The organism is Kluyvera cryocrescens NBRC 102467 (assembly GCF_001571285.1).
GTDB lineage: Bacteria > Pseudomonadota > Gammaproteobacteria > Enterobacterales > Enterobacteriaceae > Kluyvera > Kluyvera cryocrescens.
In genome coordinates this window covers 1-17,345 of the sequence record NZ_BCTM01000029.1, presented here as the reverse complement: position 1 = coordinate 17,345, position 17,345 = coordinate 1, and the positions used below count along the sequence as shown (strand labels likewise).

The following is a 17,345-nucleotide window of genomic DNA, read 5'->3' as shown; positions in this document are numbered from 1 at the left end:
TCCCTGTAAAACGCGCCCTCAGCCCACATCCCTGTGGGCTGCCCCGGCCTCCAGGCAACGCCTCGGCGATTCAGACGCCACCTAAAGTTGCTGCAAGTTTTCAGCTAAAAGCCAACGCCAATATTGCTGCAAGTTTTCAGCTAAAAACAAACGTCAATATTGCTGAAACCGATGAGTCCCCGCTTGAAATCGGTGAGCCGGAGAATGGAAGACAAGGTCAGTCCGCCAGGACGGCGGACTGAGGCGAACCGAGACAGGAGGTCGAGTTTCGCCGTGCCGCAGGCTGGAGTTCGGAGGCGAACGCAGTGCGAAGCACCGATTTCGCTGCGGGGCCGCGGGGATTGCAAAGGGGGGCGCGGCGCCCCCCTTAGCCCGTTCACGGGTGCAGGTGTTTTATGTTCTGCCAAACATAAAGTGAACGGAATATCGCACCCAACTGCCAAAAACTTCGGGGATTGCAAAGGCGCGCGCCCCCTTAGCCCGTTCATGGGTGCCGATATTTCATGTTCTACCAAACATCCAGTGAACGGAATTTTGTACTCAGAACAACACCGAGTAATTCAACCCAAACGTCCGCCCGCGGCCTTTGTAGTCATACAGCGACGCCGGGCCAGAGGCCGGGCTGTAGTACAGCGGTGCGCGCTGTCCCCAAACCGTGGTGTAGTCGCGGTCGAACAGGTTTTCCACGCTGAAGCTCAGCTTGCCCACCGGAAGCTGGTAGCTGCCGAGTAAATCAATGGTGGTGTAGCCATCGAGCTGGTTACCGGCCTCATCGCGGATTTTAAACGAGGTGGTACTTTGCACGCGCAGGCTCCATGGATCCGGCGCCCAGCCAATGTAGGCGGTGGCTTTAGATGGGCTTGCGACCTTCACGTCATATTTCTGCCAGCTACCGTCCACTTTTGATTCCGTTTTCAGCACGTTGAAATTACCGCCGGTGCTCCAATCGGTATCCGGAATAAAGTAGTCCACCGCGCCTTCCACGCCGTAAATGCGGCGCTTATCGTCAATGATGCTGATGGTCAGATCTTTATTCGCCTGCACGTTTTTATCCGACAGAGAATAGTACGCCGCCAGTTGGGTTCGCAGGTTATCGCCGGTGTAGCGCCAGCCAAGCTCGTAAGAGTTCACTTTGATCCCTTCAAGCTTGCTGTCGTTAACGTTGACGCTGTTGGTCAGCGGTAAGTGCCCGTTGACCGCCTTACCGTAAGCGCCGCGACCGTAGTATTTACCCGGGTCCGGTAGCTCAACGCCCTGCGAGAAGTTAAACCACGTCTGCTGACGCTCGGTCAGGTGTACCAGCAGGCCGGCGTTAAACAGGAAGTTGTCGTAATCGGTAGATCCGCCCGGAATGGCATCGGCGGATTTTACTGTACCGTCGGCAATTTGCTGCTGCTGCCCGTAGCCAATGAAATCATCAATGCTATTTTCGGTGTACTGATAGCGCACGCCGCCGCTTAAGGTAAAGATCTCGTTAATGTCGTAGCTGGACTGCAGGAACGCCGCCAGGTTGCTGATATCGTACGACGGATAGCGACCGGTGGTGTAGATCTGCTGGTTATTCAGGCCGCCGGAGGCATTGGCTTTACCTTTGTCGAAGAACATCTGGTTAGAGGTAAAGCGCTCGTGATCGGCGTCCAGCCCATAGGTCAACTGCCAGCCGTCCAGCGGGGTGCTGTTCATGGTTAGCTTGGCGCCGTACTGATTAGTCTCCTGCTGGGATGATGAGAAGGAGGTAAGCTCATTATTTTTGTTTACCGACGGGAATGGATAGAACTTCAGCGACTCGTCGCGATAGTAAACCTGGCCTACCAGCTCCTGGCCGAGGAAATCGCTGTTAGAGTACTGTAGGCTCATCAGGTGACGTTCAGTACCGGGAATACGGTCAGAGTTCAGCCCGCCGCTGACGTATGGTTTAGTGGCTCCGCTCAACGCCGAGAAGTTTTTCCCCAGGTTCAGGCCGTAATCATCATCACCCTGGCTTTTGTAATATTGGGTCACCAGCTGGAGCTGCTGAGTCTCATCTATATTCAGCGTGCCGGTGCCCATGATGTCCAAACGATCGGAGTACTGTAAGCCGGTCTGAGTATTGTCCAGCAGGGTGGCATCGCCGTTACCGTCATACCAGCCGCCAAACTTCTGATAGGCCACCGACATGCGGCCGGAGATATGATCATTGCCGCCGGAAACGGCGCTGGCAATGCGTTCATCGTGATCTTTGCTGCTGTTAAAGCCGCTTTTGCTGCCGGCTTCAAACTCCACTTGGGTTTCCGGCTGGCCTTTTTTGGTCACGATATTGATAAGCCCGCCGGTACTGCCGCCGCCGTACAGCGACGTCGCGCCGGAGATGACTTCGATGTGCTCGATATTAAACGGATCAATGGAGTCAAGCTGGCGGCTATCGGTACGCGAAGAGTTTAGGCGCACGCCATCAATCAACACGACCAGCGGGCGTCCGCGTACATTCATGCCGTAGTTGGTGCGGCTCTGGCTGCTGACGTCGAGGCCGGGGATCAGCTGCGCCAGCGCGTCCTTAAGCTCTTTGCCGCCCTGGATCTGCTGTTCCAGTTCAGCATTTTCAATCACCCAGGTGGTTTGCGCCATTTCGGCGACGGTGCGGTTGTTGCGGCTGGCGGAGATAACCATCGATTCATCATCGGTTTGCTGCGCGACGGCGGGGGCCATCATGGCAAGCAGCAGTGGGTTCAGCACCCAGAGGGTATGTTTTTTGGTAATCATCATTATTCCTGCGCACGGGCTGACAAGCATCGGCCCAACAATGCGGTTCAGTGAGTTAAAGGTGCAGCGTCGTGCCGCGTACGCCCATCGCGATGGTCAGGATGGGGTATATAAACCATGAATAATACATGGACTTATATCAGTTGTGGTAATGCGAATATTGTCGATAATATTTCTCATTATCAATCCAAAATATGAGGATTGATTAAAAAATATTTACGAGTTGACTCTTTTAAAGACAATTTGAAATGAGTTTTTCTGACGCTAAATCGCATGATAAATAAGTAAAATCAATGTGATAGATTTTATGGTGTGCTGCGATTGCTTCCTCAAACGTAAGGACAATTTATGGCTGTGGTTCCAGGTTACCGTCTGTTCAACGTGCGACTGGCGCGCAGAAGTGAGGTTTCGCCTTCCTTGCTGAGTCTGGTGTTTAGCGGTGAGGAGGTGGCGCAGATGAAATCAGACTCGCCGGATCAACGGATTAAAATGCTGTTTCCCGCCGAGGACGGCACGCCGCCGTCGCTGCCGGTGGAGGGGGAGTGGTATCCAACGCTGCTGGCGATCCCCAAAGATCAGCGGCCGATTGTCCGCACCTACACGCTGCGCCATGTCGATCGTGCGCGTCGGGAAGTGACGGTGGAGTTTGTCCGCCACGGCACCGAAGGGCCGGCTTCTGCCTGGGCCATCAACGCCAAAGCGGGCGATGCGCTGCAAATTGTGGCCCCCAACGCCGAACAGATTGAGGACAGCGGTGGCTATGAATGGACACCGCCGGTAGGTTTGCGTCGTGCCCTGATCGTGGCCGATGAGACGGCGCTGCCGGCGGCGCGTGGGATCCTTGAAATGCTCGCGGGCCAGGTTAACCCTCCGCAGATACAGGCATTTTTTGAAGTGCCGGAGCAGGACGACTGCATTGATTTAACCGCGTTCGATTTTGCGACGGTGCACTGGCTGCCGCGTCAGCCGCAGGCCGCCGCGCACGGCGAATGCCTGCTCAGCGCCGTGAAGCTGCTGGCCCGGCTGCCGGAAAGCGACGGTGCCGGAAGCGTGAAGGAAGAGGCCGAAGGGGAGCTGCTGTGGGATAAAGCCACCACGACGAACGGCGATTTCTACGGCTGGGTGGCGGCAGAATCAACGGTCGTCAAACAGCTTCGTCGTTACCTGATTGGTGAGCGAGGCGTGGAGCAGGACGCGATAAACTTTATGGCCTACTGGGCCAAAGGACGCGTGCGCTAGACCGTCAACACGGATGTCTTTTCCCCTTAAATAACCGCATGGATAATATTGAAATCCCTGTGGTTATTTTCATAATAAATTATTCTGATCTGTTTATTGAGTAATTTGTTTTTCCTATGATTCCCTGCACCGTTATTGCACGTGAATGTTCTGTGACGGTGCGGATTATATTTTTAATTTCTTTCATTTTTATTTTTATGCCTTATAAAACAACTCATTAATTATTTGGCATGAGCCTTGCTAATTGAATTCCATCTTGTATACCAACAGGAATTCAACGATGGCATTAATGACCGGTAAGACACTGGCCGCATGGCGTCAGCTGATTGCGCAAAATGGCGACGCGGTGCTGACATTATTAAAAGAATATATTCATACCCTTTCCATTGAGGATAACGCCTGGCTGATGATTGCCAGCGAGGCCCAACTGCAGGCGCAGTGGGACGCGTTAATTCCGCGCTATCGGGATAACCCCGATGCGCTGCCATTATTTGGCATTCCGTTTGCGGTTAAAGACAACGTTGATGTGGCCGGCTGGCCGACCACGGCCGCCTGTCCGGCATTTGAATATATTGCTAAACGGGATGCGACCGCCGTGGCCCGGCTGAAAGCCGCCGGGGCGATTGTGATTGGCAAAACTAATCTGGATCAGTTTGCCACCGGGCTTGTTGGCACGCGTTCTCCGTACGGCGCGGTTGCCAATACTTTTAACGCCGATTACGTCAGCGGCGGCTCCAGCTCCGGCTCGGCTTCGGTGGTGGCTCGCGGCCTGGTGCCGTTTGCCTTCGGCACTGATACCGCCGGTTCCGGGCGCGTCCCGGCCGGATTTAACAACATCGTCGGGCTCAAGCCGACCAAAGGCTGGCTGTCGGCCAAAGGCGTGGTGCCTGCCTGTCGTCTGAACGACACCCTGTCGGTGTTTGCCTTGACCGTGGACGACGCGTTTTACATCGCCTCGCTGGCGGGCGGTGTCGATCCGGAAGATGCCTACTCCCGCAGCAACCCGGCAACCGCTCCCGCCGCGCTGCCGCAAAACCCGGTGTTAGCTATTCCGGAAGTCCTCAATTTCTTCGGTGACACCCAGGCGCAGGCAGCATGGGAAAAGGCGCTTGATGCGCTGTGCGACGGCGGTGCGACGCTGCGGCCTATCGATTTCTCAGCCTTCTCGCAGCTGGCAGAACAGCTCTATCAGGGGCCGTGGGTGGCGGAGCGTACGGCGGCGGTGGGCGATATGCTCCAGCACCCGGAGCAGATGGACCCGACCGTCTACACCATTGTTTCCGCGGGACTGAACTACAGCGCGGTGGATGCCTTTAAGGCGGAATACCTGCGCGCCGAGCTGGCGCAAAAAATCCACCAGGCGCTGGCCGACGTGGACGCGCTGGTGGTTCCGACCTCGCCGACCATTCACACCCTCGAAGAGATGAAGCAGGAGCCTATTCGCTTCAACTCGCAGTTTGGCACCTACACCAACTTCACCAATCTGGCGGATCTCAGCGCGTTGGCGCTGCCGGCACCGCTGCGCGACGACGGCCTGCCAGCAGGGATCACTCTGATTGCGCCGGCGTGGCACGACCGCGCGCTGGCCGATTTTGGCCTGCGCTGGCAGCAGCAGCTGGCGCTTCCGCTGGGGGCGACCGGGCTGCCTTTTACCGCGCATGCAACGCTTGCCCCGTCACCTCATCACGTCCGCGTGGCGGTGGTTGGCGCACACCTGCGCGGTATGCCGCTCAACTTCCAGCTGACCACCCGCGATGCGGCGTTTGTCGAAGCCACGCACACCGCGCCGCACTACCGCCTGTATGCGCTGGCTAACACCCAGCCGCAGAAGCCGGGCATTGCCCGCGATACCGCAGGGGCGGCGATTGAAGTGGAGCTGTGGGATATCCCGCTGGCGCGCTTTGGTGAGTTTGTCGCGGAAATCCCGGCCCCGCTGGGGATTGGCTCGCTGGAGCTCAGCGATGGCCGCTGGGTGAAAGGCTTTATTTGTGAACCGGCGGCGCTCAACGACGCCACCGACATTACCGAATTTAAGGGCTGGCGCCACTGGATTGCCCGTAAGGAGAACCGCCATGTTTAATACCGTGCTGATTGCCAACCGCGGTGAAATTGCCTGCCGCGCTATTCGAACGCTGAAGCGCCTCGGCATCACCAGCGTGGCGGTTTATTCCGACGCCGATAAAAATGCCGAACACGTTAAACAGGCGGATATCGCCCTGGCGCTGGGCGGTGAGAAGGCCAGCGACAGCTACCTGAAAATCGACAAGATCATCGCCGCCGCGCAGCAAAGCGGGGCGCAGGCTATCTGGCCGGGATACGGTTTTCTCTCCGAAAGCCTGCCGTTTGCCGATGCCTGTGAACAGGCGGGAATTGTCTTTATCGGCCCCACTGCGCAGCAGATTGGCGAGTTTGGTTTAAAGCACCGCGCTCGTGAACTGGCCGCGCAAGCTGGCGTACCAATGACCCCGGGCACCGGCCTGCTCAATAGTCTGGAGGACGCGCTGAAGGCGGCACAGGAGATTGGCTATCCGGTGATGTTGAAAAGCACCGCCGGTGGCGGCGGCATTGGGCTCACGCGCTGCGCTGACGCTGAAACGCTGTCCCAGGCGTGGGAGAGCGTACGCCGTCTGGGCGAACAGTTCTTTAGCGATGCCGGCGTGTTTGTCGAGCGCTGCGTGGATCGCGCCCGCCATATCGAAGTGCAGATTTTCGGCGATGGCAAAGGCAACGTGGTCGCCCTCGGCGAACGCGACTGCTCGCTGCAGCGCCGTAATCAGAAGGTTGTCGAAGAGACCCCCGCGCCTAACCTTCCTGCCGCCACCCGCGCCGCACTGCTGGCCGCGGCGGTGCAGTTGGGCAAACTGGTGAATTATCGCAGCGCGGGGACGGTGGAGTTTATCTACGATGCCGCACTTGATGCGTTCTATTTCCTTGAGGTGAATACCCGTTTACAGGTGGAACATCCGGTGACGGAATCCGTCACCGGGCTGGATCTGGTGGAGTGCATGCTGCGCGTGGCGGCCGATGAGTCAATCGACTGGACGCGTCTGGCGCAGGCTCCGCAAGGGGCCGCCATTGAGGTGCGCATCTACGCCGAAAGCCCGCTGAAAAACTTCCAGCCTAGCCCCGGCGTTTTAACCGACGTGGCCTTCCCGGACGATGTGCGCATCGATACCGGCGTGACCACCGGCAGCGAAGTGTCGGCGTTTTATGACCCGATGATCGCCAAGCTGATTGTGCATGCGCCAACGCGCGACGCCGCGCTAGCCAAATTGCAGAGCGCGCTCGCCGCCACGCGCCTGCATGGCATCGCCACCAACCTCGACTACCTGCGGCAAATCACCGCCAGCGAGGCTTTTGTTAACGGTACCGCCTGGACGCGAATGCTCGACAGCGTGGTCGCCACATCGCCGGTGATTGAAGTCATTCAACCGGGCACCTGGAGCAGCGTCCAGGATTATCCGGGCCGTCAGGGATATTGGGATATTGGCGTACCGCCGTCTGGCCCGATGGATGATTTTGCCTTCCGTCTGGCTAACCGCATTGTCGGCAACCACGAATCGGCGGCCGGACTGGAATTTACCCTACAGGGGCCAGTGCTACAGTTTCACAGCGACGCGCTGATAGCCCTGACCGGGGCCGATTGTCAGGCGACGCTTGACGGTGAAGCGGTCGCGCTATGGCAACCTGTTTCGGTGAAAGCTGGGCAAACGCTAGCGCTGGGGCGCGCGCAGGTGGGCTGTCGCGCCTATCTGGCAGTGCGTAATGGCCTCGATGTGCCGGAATATCTTGGCAGCCGCTCGACCTTTGCGCTGGGGCAGTTTGGCGGCCACGCCGGTCGCACGCTGAAAGTCGCCGATCTGCTGCCAATTTCGCGACCAGAGCTTGCGGCCTGCACGACGCCTGCGCCGGTCAGTGAACCGAAAGCGCTCTCCAGCGCGCTGATCCCAACCTACGGCGAAGTCTGGCGTATTGGCGTGCTTTACGGGCCGCACGGCGCGCCGGACTTCTTTACCCAGGAGTCCATCGATGAGTTCTTTGCCAGCGACTGGCAGGTGCACTACAACTCCAACCGCCTCGGCGTGCGTTTAGTTGGGCCGAAGCCAAGCTGGACGCGGCCGAACGGCGGTGAAGCGGGGCTGCATCCGTCCAACGTTCACGACTGCGAATATGCGATTGGCGCAATCAACTTCACCGGCGATTTCCCGGTGATCCTCACCCGCGATGGCCCAAGCCTCGGCGGTTTTGTCTGCCCGGTGACTATCGCCAAAGCTGAACTGTGGAAGGTCGGGCAGGTGAAACCGGGCGACCGCATTCGCTTCTTCCCGATTAGCGTTGAGGATGCGGTGGCGCGGGAGAAAGCAATGGATCGCAGCGTTGAGACGCTGCAAACCACGAGCCTTGCTGAATTCGCCGTGCCGTCGCTCGCCGACCGCGATGGGGTATCCGCCGCCGGCCTGGTGTCGCTGCCGGCCACGTTTAGCACCCCGGCGATTGTCTATCGCCAGGCGGGCGACAACTACATTCTGATTGAGTACGGCGAAAACGTGCTGGATCTGGCGCTGCGCCTACGGGTTCACGTGCTGATGCAACACCTGCGCGAGCGCGCGCATCCGGGGATTAAAGAGCTTTCGCCCGGCGTGCGTTCACTGCAGGTGCGCTACGACAGCCGTGAAATCAGCCAGCAGGCGCTGGTGGCGCTGCTGCTGGAGCAGGAGGCGCGGATAGGTGACGTCACGCAGATGAAAGTGCCGTCGCGCATCGTTCATCTGCCGATGGCTTTTGAAGACAGCGCTACGCTGGATGCGGTCAGCCGCTACGCCGACACCGTGCGCGCCAGCGCGCCGTGGCTGCCAAACAACGTCGATTTTATTCAGCGTATTAACGGTCTGCCGAGCCGCGAAGCGGTGATGGAGACGCTGTTTGATGCCAGCTATCTGATTCTGGGATTGGGCGATGTGTACCTCGGTGCGCCGTGCGCGGTGCCGATTGACCCGCGCCATCGTCTGCTGAGCTCTAAATACAACCCGGCGCGCACCTTCACCGCCGAAGGCACCGTAGGGATTGGCGGTATGTACATGTGTATCTACGGCATGGACTCCCCCGGCGGCTATCAGTTGGTGGGGCGCACGCTGCCTATCTGGAACAAATTCCTGAAAAACGACCAGTTCAACAGCGGCGAACCGTGGCTGCTGCGCTTCTTCGACCAGGTGCGTTTCTACCCGGTCAGCGAAGCGGAGCTGGACCAGCTGCGTGAAGATTTCCGCGAAGGCCGCGCCGCCGTGCGCATCGAAGAGACGGTGTTCGACTTCCCGGCGCATCTGCAATTCCTCGACGCTAACGCCGACGAAATTGCTCAGTTCCGCCAGCTTCAGTCCGCGGCGTTTGAGGCGGAAGTGGAGCGCTGGCATCTTGATGACCAGCAGGAAATCGTGGACATCCAGTCGCCTGCGCAGAGCGAAGCCGTTGATGATGACGCGCTGGCGGTGACGGCGGATATGAACGGCAACATTTGGAAAGTGCTGGTCAATCCGGGCGATACGGTAGAGGCCGGGCAGACCCTGATTATCGTCGAAGCGATGAAGATGGAGCTGGCAATCAGCGCGCCGCAGGCGGGCGTGGTGAAGCGGATTGGCTGTCAGCCGGGCCGCCCGGTGAGCCCAGGCGATGTCCTGCTGTGGCTGGAATAAGGAGCGAGTGATGGCGCAAAGCAACGACAAAAAGCGCGCGGTAGGGCTGGCTGAGCGTATCTATCTGGAGTTGAAGAACGACATTTTCGATTTCCGCCTGATGCCAGGCGAGCATTTTAGCGAAAACGAGATCTCCGAGCGTATGTCGGCTAGCCGCACGCCGGTGCGCCAGGCACTGTTCTGGCTGGAGCACGAAGGCTATGTGCAGGTTTATTCGCGCAGCGGCTGGCAGGTGAGGCCGTTCGATTTCACCTATTTCGAAGCGCTGTACGATTTTCGCATCGTGCTGGAGATGGAGGCGGTGAAGCGGCTTTGTGCCATGCCGCCCGCCGCGCGTGCCGAACATCTGGCGCCGCTTATCGCCTTTTGGTGTGACGCGCCGCAGATGCCACCGGGCAAAACGCTGTCGCGTCACGATGAAGCATTCCATACCGCGCTGGTCAGCGCTACCGGAAACGCGGAGATGGCCCGCGTGCATGTCGATTTGACCGAGAAGATGCGCATCATCCGCCACCTCGACTTTACCCGTGAGGATCGTGTTGATGCCACCTACAGCGAACACGCCCAGGTTCTGCGGGCGATAGCACTACAGCAAACCGAGGAAGCGCAGCGGATCCTCACTGCGCATATCTCACAGAGTAAAGCCGAGGTCCGAAAAATAACCTTACACCGGCTGCAGCAGGCACGTTTACAACCCGTTTCACCTTAAGCCCATCGCATGATGGGAAAACCGTTATTACTCAATATCATTTAGGGGTTTTGGTCATGAAAAGACGTTCTTTACTGAAAGCATTTGCCCTGTCGGCCACCTTTTTGAGCATGGGCTTCTCTTTGCAGGCGTACGCAGCAGACACCATTAAAGTGGGGATCATGCACTCCCTTTCCGGCACGATGGCCATTTCTGAAACGCCGCTGAAAGACGTGGCGCTGATGACCATTGATGAGATCAACGCCAAGGGCGGGGTGCTGGGCAAGAAGCTCGAACCGGTGGTGGTGGATCCGGCCTCCAACTGGCCGCTGTTCGCCGAAAAAGCGCGCCAGCTGCTGACGCAGGATAAAACCGCCGTGGTCTTTGGCTGTTGGACATCGGTATCGCGTAAATCGGTACTGCCGGTGTTTGAAGAGCTGAACGGCCTGCTGTTCTATCCGGTGCAGTATGAAGGCGAAGAGATGTCGCCAAACGTCTTCTACACCGGAGCGGCGCCGAACCAGCAGGCGATCCCAGCGGTGGAGTACATGATGAGTGAAGACGGCGGCAGCGCGAAGCGCTTCTTCCTGCTCGGTACCGACTACGTCTATCCGCGCACCACCAACAAGATCCTGCGTGCCTTCCTGCACTCCAAAGGCGTGCAGGATAAAGATATCGAAGAGGTCTACACGCCGTTTGGCTACAGCGATTACCAGACCATTGTTTCCAATATTAAGAAATTCTCCGCAGGCGGAAAAACGGCGGTGATCTCGACCATCAACGGCGACTCCAACGTACCGTTCTACAAAGAGCTGGCGAACCAGGGCATCAAAGCGACCGACGTACCGGTGGTGGCGTTCTCCGTGGGTGAAGAAGAGCTGCGCGGCATTGATACCAAACCGTTGGTCGGGCATTTAGCGGCATGGAACTACTTTGAGTCGGTCACCAATCCGGTGAATGCCAAATTTGTTGCCGACTACCGCGCCTACGCTAAGGCACACAAGCTGCCGAACGCAGATACCGTGGTGACTAACGATCCGATGGAAGCGACCTACGTGGGCATTCATATGTGGGCGCAGGCGGTTGAGAAAGCGGGTACCACCGACGTTGATAAAGTGCGCGCGGCGATGGCCGGGCAGACCTTTGCCGCGCCGAGCGGCTTCACGCTGACCATGGACGCCACCAACCACCACCTGCATAAGCCGGTGATGATTGGTGAAATCGAAGAGAACGGTCAGTTCAACGTGGTGTGGAATACCGATAAGCCGGTACGCGCGCAGCCGTGGAGCCCGTATATCGCCGGTAATGATAAGAAGCCGGATACGCCGGTGAAGACGGGTGGGAAGTAGTTGGGCAATGGTTTTAAGTAAGATATTTCGTTTAACTTTCTAGCCGGTTGCGCTCCTTTCCAGTTTCCGCAATATGATCTGACTGGCACAAGGAGCGCGCAGGGGGCGGCCAATCGCCGCCGCCCCCTGCACCCCCAGGCTCTGGCGGCAGAATCGCCGCTTCGCGGTACCCTCAGCTTATGCCTTCCGGCTTTCGGGTTGGGCGCGAGGTAACCTCCCTGTAAAACGCGCCCTCAGCCCACATCCCTGTGGGCTGCCCCGGCCTCCAGGCAACGCTTCGGCGATTCAGACGCCACCCATGCCGCTTCCGTTTTTTAGCTAAAAGCAAACGCCAATATCGCTGCAACTTTCCAGTTAAAAACAAACGCCAATATTGCTGAAACCGATGAGTCCCCGCTTGAAATCGGTGAGCCGGAGAAGGGAAGACAAGGTCAGGCCGCCAGGGATGGCGGGCTGAGGCGAACCGAGACATGACGTCGAGTTTCGCCGTGCCGCAGGCTGGAGTTCGTAGGCGAACGCAGTGCGAAGCACCGATTTCACCGCGGGGCCGCGGGGATTGCAAAGGGGGGCGCGGCGCCCCCCTTAGCCCGTTCACGGGTGCAGTGGGTTTCATGTTCTGCCAAACATAAAGTGAACGGAATATTGCGCCGAACTCACCAACATTACTCCCCTTCAAGGCTGAGCGAGCAGGGCTTGATGGCGTAATAATCCGAGAATAAACACAGGCCCGATGGATGAATAACAAAAAACTCAGGCAAATATCATCAATTATTATTTTACCTCCCCGCGGTAATATTTATTTTTCCTATGGCTCGCTGCGCTATTACCGTGCGGCGCTGTTCCCTTTCGGTGCGGATTTATTTCTTAAAATCGGGGTGGTTTATTTTAAATCAATAAAAAACAGCGGATTACCTTATTGGCATGGCGCTTGCTAATTGAATTCCATCTTGTATACCAACAGGAATTCAACGATGAACATCATGACGAGAAAAAAGCGGCCGGTATTATTTCCCGCTTTCGCTTTTCTCCTTTTATGCAGCCTGTTTATGAGCGCCTCGGCGCTGGCAGGTCCTGCCGCCGATTACGGCAAGGCCAGCCGTAGCGAACAGGCTAAATTGCTCCAGCAGTGGGCGGCGGACCCACAGGCCTCGCGGCTGCCGCTGCTTGAAGCATTGAGCGGTGAGTCGGTGGTTAGCGATGAACAGGGCCAATTGTTTAGCGAGCGCGGCGGCAAACTGCTGCCGCTGGAAGGTAATGCTGTGCCGTCGGGTAACAGCAAAAAAGTCTTTATGAACAACCGCATTCGCGGGCTTATCGCCAGCGCTCTGGCTGCGCACCAGTTGGTGAGCGATGACGAAAAAGTCCGCCTGAGCGCGGCGTTAACGCTGCAAAACGGCGCTCAGCAGGATCAATTACCGATGTTGACTGCGCGTCTGGCCGCTGAACCGGATGCGCAGGTGAAGGCCGCGCTGGCCATTGCATTAGCCAATCTCCAGCTCTCCGATCCTCGCGCCGAGCAGCGCCTTAGCGCGGTGAAGCTGTTGGGAGAATCTAACGATCCGCAGGTGCAGGGGAGCCTGAGTCGGCTGACTCAGCCGCAAAACGAACCCGATGCGGCGGTGCGTGCGGCGGCGGCGGAAAGCCTGAAACAGGTACAGCAGCGCCTGAAGTGGGGCGACTGGCTGGGACAGGCCTTTAGCGGAATTTCGCTCGGTTCCATCCTGCTGCTGGCGGCGCTGGGGCTGGCTATCACCTACGGTCTGCTCGGTGTTATCAATATGGCCCACGGCGAAATGCTGATGCTCGGTGCGTACTCGACCTGGCTTGTGCAGAATCTGTTTCAACGTTTTGCTCCTGAGTGGCTGGCGCTGTATCCGCTGGTAGCGCTGCCGGTAGCCTTCTTCATCACCGCGGCGATAGGCATGATCCTCGAACGCACCATTATTCGTCACCTGTATGGCCGTCCGCTGGAGACCCTGCTGGCGACCTGGGGGATAAGCCTGATGCTGATCCAACTGGTGCGCGTGCTGTTCGGTACGCAAAACCTGGAAGTCGCCAACCCGGCGTGGCTCTCCGGCGGCTGGAGCGTGCTGCCAAATCTGGTGCTGCCGTACAACCGCATCGCGGTGATTGTCTTCGTGGTGGGCGTACTGACGCTGACCTGGCTGCTGCTCAACAAAACCCGACTGGGGATGAACGTCCGCGCGGTGACGCAAAACCGCCGCATGGCCGACTGCTGCGGGGTGCCGACCGGGCGCGTCGATATGCTGGCCTTTGGTTTAGGTTCGGGCATTGCCGGGCTGGGCGGCGTGGCGCTGTCGCAGCTAGGCAACGTGGGGCCGGAGCTGGGGCAGGGTTATATCATCGACTCCTTCCTGGTGGTGGTGACCGGCGGCGTTGGCCAACTGGCGGGAACCGTCGTGGCGGCGCTGGGTCTGGGGGTTCTCAACAAAGTGCTCGAACCGCAAATCGGCGCGGTGCTGGGCAAGATCGCCATTCTGGTGTTTGTCGTGCTGTTTATTCAGAAGCGGCCGCAGGGGCTGTTCGCATTCAAAGGGCGGGTAATTGACTGATGAGCCAACCTATTACGTTAACTCTGGCGCGCCGCGCGCCGCGCCTTACCGGTTCGCTGGCTATTCTGGTGCTGGTGGCGCTGCTGGTGCTGCCGTTCTTTGCGCTGCTGCCGGCGGATAATCCGCTGTCGATTTCCACCTACACGCTCACCCTACTGGGCAAAATTCTCTGCTACGCGGTGGTGGCGGTAGCGCTGGATCTGGTGTGGGGCTATGCCGGGCTGCTGTCGCTGGGGCACGGTTTGTTCTTCGCGCTCGGCGGCTATGCGATGGGCATGTACCTGATGCGCCAGGCCGCAGGCGACGGAATGCCAGCGTTTATGTCTTTTCTCTCATGGACTGACATGCCGTGGTTCTGGGCGGGCACCCAGCACTTTGCCTGGGCGCTGTGCCTGATAATTCTCGTGCCTGGACTGCTGGCGCTGGTGTTTGGCTTCTTTGCTTTCCGCTCACGGATTAAAGACGTCTATTTCTCGATTATGACTCAGGCGTTGACCTATGCCGGAATGCTGCTGTTTTTCCGCAATGAAACCGGCTTTGGCGGCAATAACGGCTTTACCGGCTTCACCACGCTGCTGGGCTTCCCGGTGTCGGCCACCGGTACGCGAATTGCCTTGTTTGTGGCGACCGTACTGCTGCTTGCCGGTTCGCTGTATATCGGCGTGATGCTGACGCGCAGCAAGTTCGGCCGCGTGCTGACCGCAGTGCGCGATGCGGAGAACCGCCTGATGTTCTGCGGCTACGATCCGAAAGGCTTCAAACTGTTTGTCTGGACGCTCTCGGCGGTGCTGTGTGGGCTGGCGGGCGCGCTGTACGTGCCGCAGGTGGGGATCATCAACCCCAGCGAAATGTCGCCAACCAACTCTATCGAAGCCGCCATCTGGGTGGCGCTAGGCGGGCGCGGTACGCTGATTGGGCCGATTCTTGGCGCCGGGATCGTTAACGGTGCCAAAAGCTACTTCACCGTCGCTTTCCCGGATTTCTGGCTCTTTTTCCTCGGGCTGATGTTTATTCTCGTCACGCTGTTCCTGCCGCGCGGCGTGATTGGTCTTCTCAAACGGAGGAAACATGACTGATTCCCTGTTCACCCAGCCGCAGCCGCAGGATCGCTATCGGCGAACCACCGATCCGGTGCTGCAGCTGGAAAACATTAACGTCACCTTTGACGCCTTTCGCGCGCTGACCAATCTGTCGCTGTCGATTGGCGTTGGCGAGCTGCGCTGCGTGATTGGCCCCAACGGCGCGGGGAAAACCACGCTGATGGATGTCATCACCGGCAAAACCCGACCCGATAACGGCAAGGTGACCTACGACCAGAATATCGATCTGATGGGGCTGTCGCCGGTAGAGATTGCCCGAGCGGGGATCGGGCGTAAATTTCAGAAGCCGACGGTGTTTGAGGCGCTAAGCGTGACGGAAAACCTCGAAATCGCCCAGAAGATGGATAAATCCGTCTGGACCTGTCTACGGGCGAAACTCAGCGGCGAGCAGCGGGATCGGATTGATGAAGTGCTGGAGCTGCTGCGGCTGACTGCGCACCGCCAGCGCCCGTCGGGGCTGCTTTCGCACGGGCAAAAACAGTTTCTCGAGATTGGTATGCTGCTGGTGCAGGAGCCACATTTGCTGCTGCTCGACGAACCCGCAGCCGGCCTGACGGACGCGGAAACCGACTACATTGCTGAACTGTTCCGCACGCTGGCGGGCAGGCATTCACTGATGGTGGTTGAGCACGACATGGGCTTTGTCGAGACCATTGCTGACCACGTCACCGTGCTGCATCAGGGGCAGGTGCTAGCCGAGGGCTCGCTGCGTGAAGTGCAGGCTAACGAGCAGGTTATCGACGTTTATCTGGGGCGCTAATATGTTGCAGGTTAATGAATTAAATCAGTATTACGGCGGTAGCCATATTCTGCGCGGCCTGTCATTTGAGACCACGCCGGGGGAAATTACCTGTCTGCTCGGGCGTAACGGCGTGGGGAAAACCACGCTGCTCAAGTGCCTGATGGGGCTCATTCCGGCAAAGTCCGGCACCATTCACTGGCAGGGAAAAATCATCAATAACAGCAAGCCGCATCAGCGGGTGCAGCAGGGAATTGCCTATGTGCCGCAGGGGCGAGAGATTTTCCCGCGCCTGACGGTAGAGGAAAATTTGCTAATGGGGCTGTCGCGCTTTTCCGGCGCGCAGGCCAGGGGTGTACCGGACGAAATTTATGAATTGTTCCCGGTGCTGCGCGAAATGAAGCAGCGGCGCGGTGGCGATCTCTCCGGCGGGCAGCAGCAGCAGTTGGCGATCGGCCGGGCGCTGGCCTGCAAACCGCAGCTGTTGATCCTCGACGAGCCAACCGAAGGGATCCAGCCGTCGGTGATCAAAGAGATCGGCGCGGTGATCAGAAGCCTGGCTAGCCGTGGCGATATGGCGATTTTGCTGGTCGAGCAGTTTTATGATTTTGCTGCCGAGCTGGCGGATCAATATCTGGTGATGTCGCGCGGCACGATCGTACAGCGCGGGCGCGGGGAGGAGATGGAAGCGCAGGGGGTTAGGCATTTGGTGGCGATTTAATGTTTGCCGGGGGAGGGGGAAATCACGTTTAGCTTTCCAGCCGGTTGCGCTCCTGGTTCATCACATGCCCTATTTACCGAATGGCGCAAGGAGCGCGCAGGGGGCGGCCAATCGCCGCCGCCCCCTGCACCCCCAGGCTCTGGCGGCAGAATCGCCGCTGCGCGGTACCCCCAGCTTATGCCTTGCGGCTTGCGGGTCGGGCGCGAGGTAACCTCCCTGTAAAACCGCGCCCTCAGCCCACATCCCTGTGGGCTGCCCCGGCCTCCAGGCAACGCTTCGGCGATTCAGACGCCACCTAAAGTCGCTGCAAGTTTTCAGCTAAAAGCCAACGCCAATATCGCTGTAAGTTTTCAGCTAAAAGCCAACGTCAATATCGCTGTAAGTTTTCAGCTAAAAGCCAACGCCAATATCGCTGCAACTTTTCAGCTAAAAAAAACGCCAATATTGCTGAAACCGATGAGTCCCCGCTTGAAATCGGTGAGCCGGAGAAAGGAAGACAAGGTCAGT

The 17,345-nt window shown here is 58.3% G+C and carries 11 protein-coding genes; 10 read left to right on the top strand and 1 reads right to left on the bottom strand.

Annotated features, from left to right (window positions below; genetic code table 11):
- Positions 1 to 540 precede the first annotated feature (540 nt).
- Positions 541 to 2,742 (bottom strand): ferric aerobactin receptor IutA, encoded by a 2,202-nt coding sequence (gene iutA, locus KCR01S_RS18515; protein WP_061284547.1) that lies wholly within the window; start codon positions 2,740 to 2,742, stop codon positions 541 to 543.
- A gap of 345 nt (positions 2,743 to 3,087) precedes the next feature.
- Here iutA and KCR01S_RS18510 point away from each other — a divergent pair, with 345 nt between their 5' ends.
- The 10 genes from KCR01S_RS18510 (at position 3,088) to urtE (ending at position 16,838) form a co-directional block, all read left to right on the top strand.
- Entirely contained in the window at positions 3,088 to 3,978 is an 891-nt protein-coding gene (locus tag KCR01S_RS18510) for a siderophore-interacting protein (protein ID WP_061284546.1), read from the top strand.
- Positions 3,979 to 4,258: 280 nt separating this feature from the next.
- Complete coding sequence (gene atzF, locus KCR01S_RS18505; RefSeq protein WP_061284545.1) at positions 4,259 to 6,058, top strand: allophanate hydrolase; 1,800 nt, start codon at positions 4,259 to 4,261, stop codon at positions 6,056 to 6,058.
- Entirely contained in the window at positions 6,051 to 9,668 is a 3,618-nt protein-coding gene (uca, locus tag KCR01S_RS18500; protein ID WP_061284544.1) for an urea carboxylase, read from the top strand. Before atzF ends, uca begins: the two co-directional genes overlap by 8 nt.
- A 10-nt stretch (positions 9,669 to 9,678) precedes the next feature.
- Positions 9,679 to 10,377 (top strand): GntR family transcriptional regulator, encoded by a 699-nt coding sequence (locus tag KCR01S_RS18495; RefSeq protein ID WP_061284543.1) that lies wholly within the window; start codon positions 9,679 to 9,681, stop codon positions 10,375 to 10,377.
- A gap of 56 nt (positions 10,378 to 10,433) precedes the next feature.
- Positions 10,434 to 11,705, top strand: coding sequence for an urea ABC transporter substrate-binding protein (urtA, locus tag KCR01S_RS18490; RefSeq protein ID WP_061284542.1), 1,272 nt, complete (start codon positions 10,434 to 10,436; stop codon positions 11,703 to 11,705).
- A gap of 734 nt (positions 11,706 to 12,439) precedes the next feature.
- A complete protein-coding gene (locus KCR01S_RS18485; RefSeq protein WP_061284541.1) occupies positions 12,440 to 12,640 on the top strand; it encodes a hypothetical protein in 201 nt (66 codons plus the stop codon).
- Between the two features lie 45 nt (positions 12,641 to 12,685).
- Positions 12,686 to 14,278 carry an urea ABC transporter permease subunit UrtB gene (urtB, locus tag KCR01S_RS18480; protein ID WP_082767973.1) on the top strand — a complete coding sequence of 531 codons (1,593 nt, stop codon included), beginning with the start codon at positions 12,686 to 12,688 and terminating at the stop codon, positions 14,276 to 14,278.
- Positions 14,278 to 15,354, top strand: coding sequence for an urea ABC transporter permease subunit UrtC (gene urtC / locus KCR01S_RS18475; protein ID WP_061284540.1), 1,077 nt, complete (start codon positions 14,278 to 14,280; stop codon positions 15,352 to 15,354). The genes urtB and urtC overlap by 1 nt, the downstream gene beginning before the upstream one ends.
- The gene (gene urtD / locus KCR01S_RS18470; protein ID WP_061284539.1) at positions 15,347 to 16,138 is read left to right on the top strand and encodes an urea ABC transporter ATP-binding protein UrtD; all 792 of its coding nucleotides are present in this window, start codon (positions 15,347 to 15,349) and stop codon (positions 16,136 to 16,138) included. The genes urtC and urtD overlap by 8 nt, the downstream gene beginning before the upstream one ends.
- A 1-nt stretch (position 16,139) precedes the next feature.
- Positions 16,140 to 16,838 (top strand): urea ABC transporter ATP-binding subunit UrtE, encoded by a 699-nt coding sequence (urtE, locus tag KCR01S_RS18465; protein ID WP_061284538.1) that lies wholly within the window; start codon positions 16,140 to 16,142, stop codon positions 16,836 to 16,838.
- Positions 16,839 to 17,345: the final 507 nt, after the last annotated feature.

Excerpts from the sequence above, each read along its gene's own strand:
- iutA (WP_061284547.1), bottom strand. The coding sequence starts at position 2,742 with ATGATGATTACCAAAAAACATACCCTCTGGGTGCTGAACCCACTGCTG.
- KCR01S_RS18510 (WP_061284546.1), top strand. The coding sequence starts at position 3,088 with ATGGCTGTGGTTCCAGGTTACCGTCTGTTCAACGTGCGACTGGCGCGC.
- atzF (WP_061284545.1), top strand. The coding sequence starts at position 4,259 with ATGGCATTAATGACCGGTAAGACACTGGCCGCATGGCGTCAGCTGATT.
- uca (WP_061284544.1), top strand. The coding sequence starts at position 6,051 with ATGTTTAATACCGTGCTGATTGCCAACCGCGGTGAAATTGCCTGCCGC.
- KCR01S_RS18495 (WP_061284543.1), top strand. The coding sequence starts at position 9,679 with ATGGCGCAAAGCAACGACAAAAAGCGCGCGGTAGGGCTGGCTGAGCGT.
- urtA (WP_061284542.1), top strand. The coding sequence starts at position 10,434 with ATGAAAAGACGTTCTTTACTGAAAGCATTTGCCCTGTCGGCCACCTTT.
- KCR01S_RS18485 (WP_061284541.1), top strand. The coding sequence starts at position 12,440 with ATGAATAACAAAAAACTCAGGCAAATATCATCAATTATTATTTTACCT.
- urtB (WP_082767973.1), top strand. The coding sequence starts at position 12,686 with ATGACGAGAAAAAAGCGGCCGGTATTATTTCCCGCTTTCGCTTTTCTC.
- urtC (WP_061284540.1), top strand. The coding sequence starts at position 14,278 with ATGAGCCAACCTATTACGTTAACTCTGGCGCGCCGCGCGCCGCGCCTT.
- urtD (WP_061284539.1), top strand. The coding sequence starts at position 15,347 with ATGACTGATTCCCTGTTCACCCAGCCGCAGCCGCAGGATCGCTATCGG.
- urtE (WP_061284538.1), top strand. The coding sequence starts at position 16,140 with ATGTTGCAGGTTAATGAATTAAATCAGTATTACGGCGGTAGCCATATT.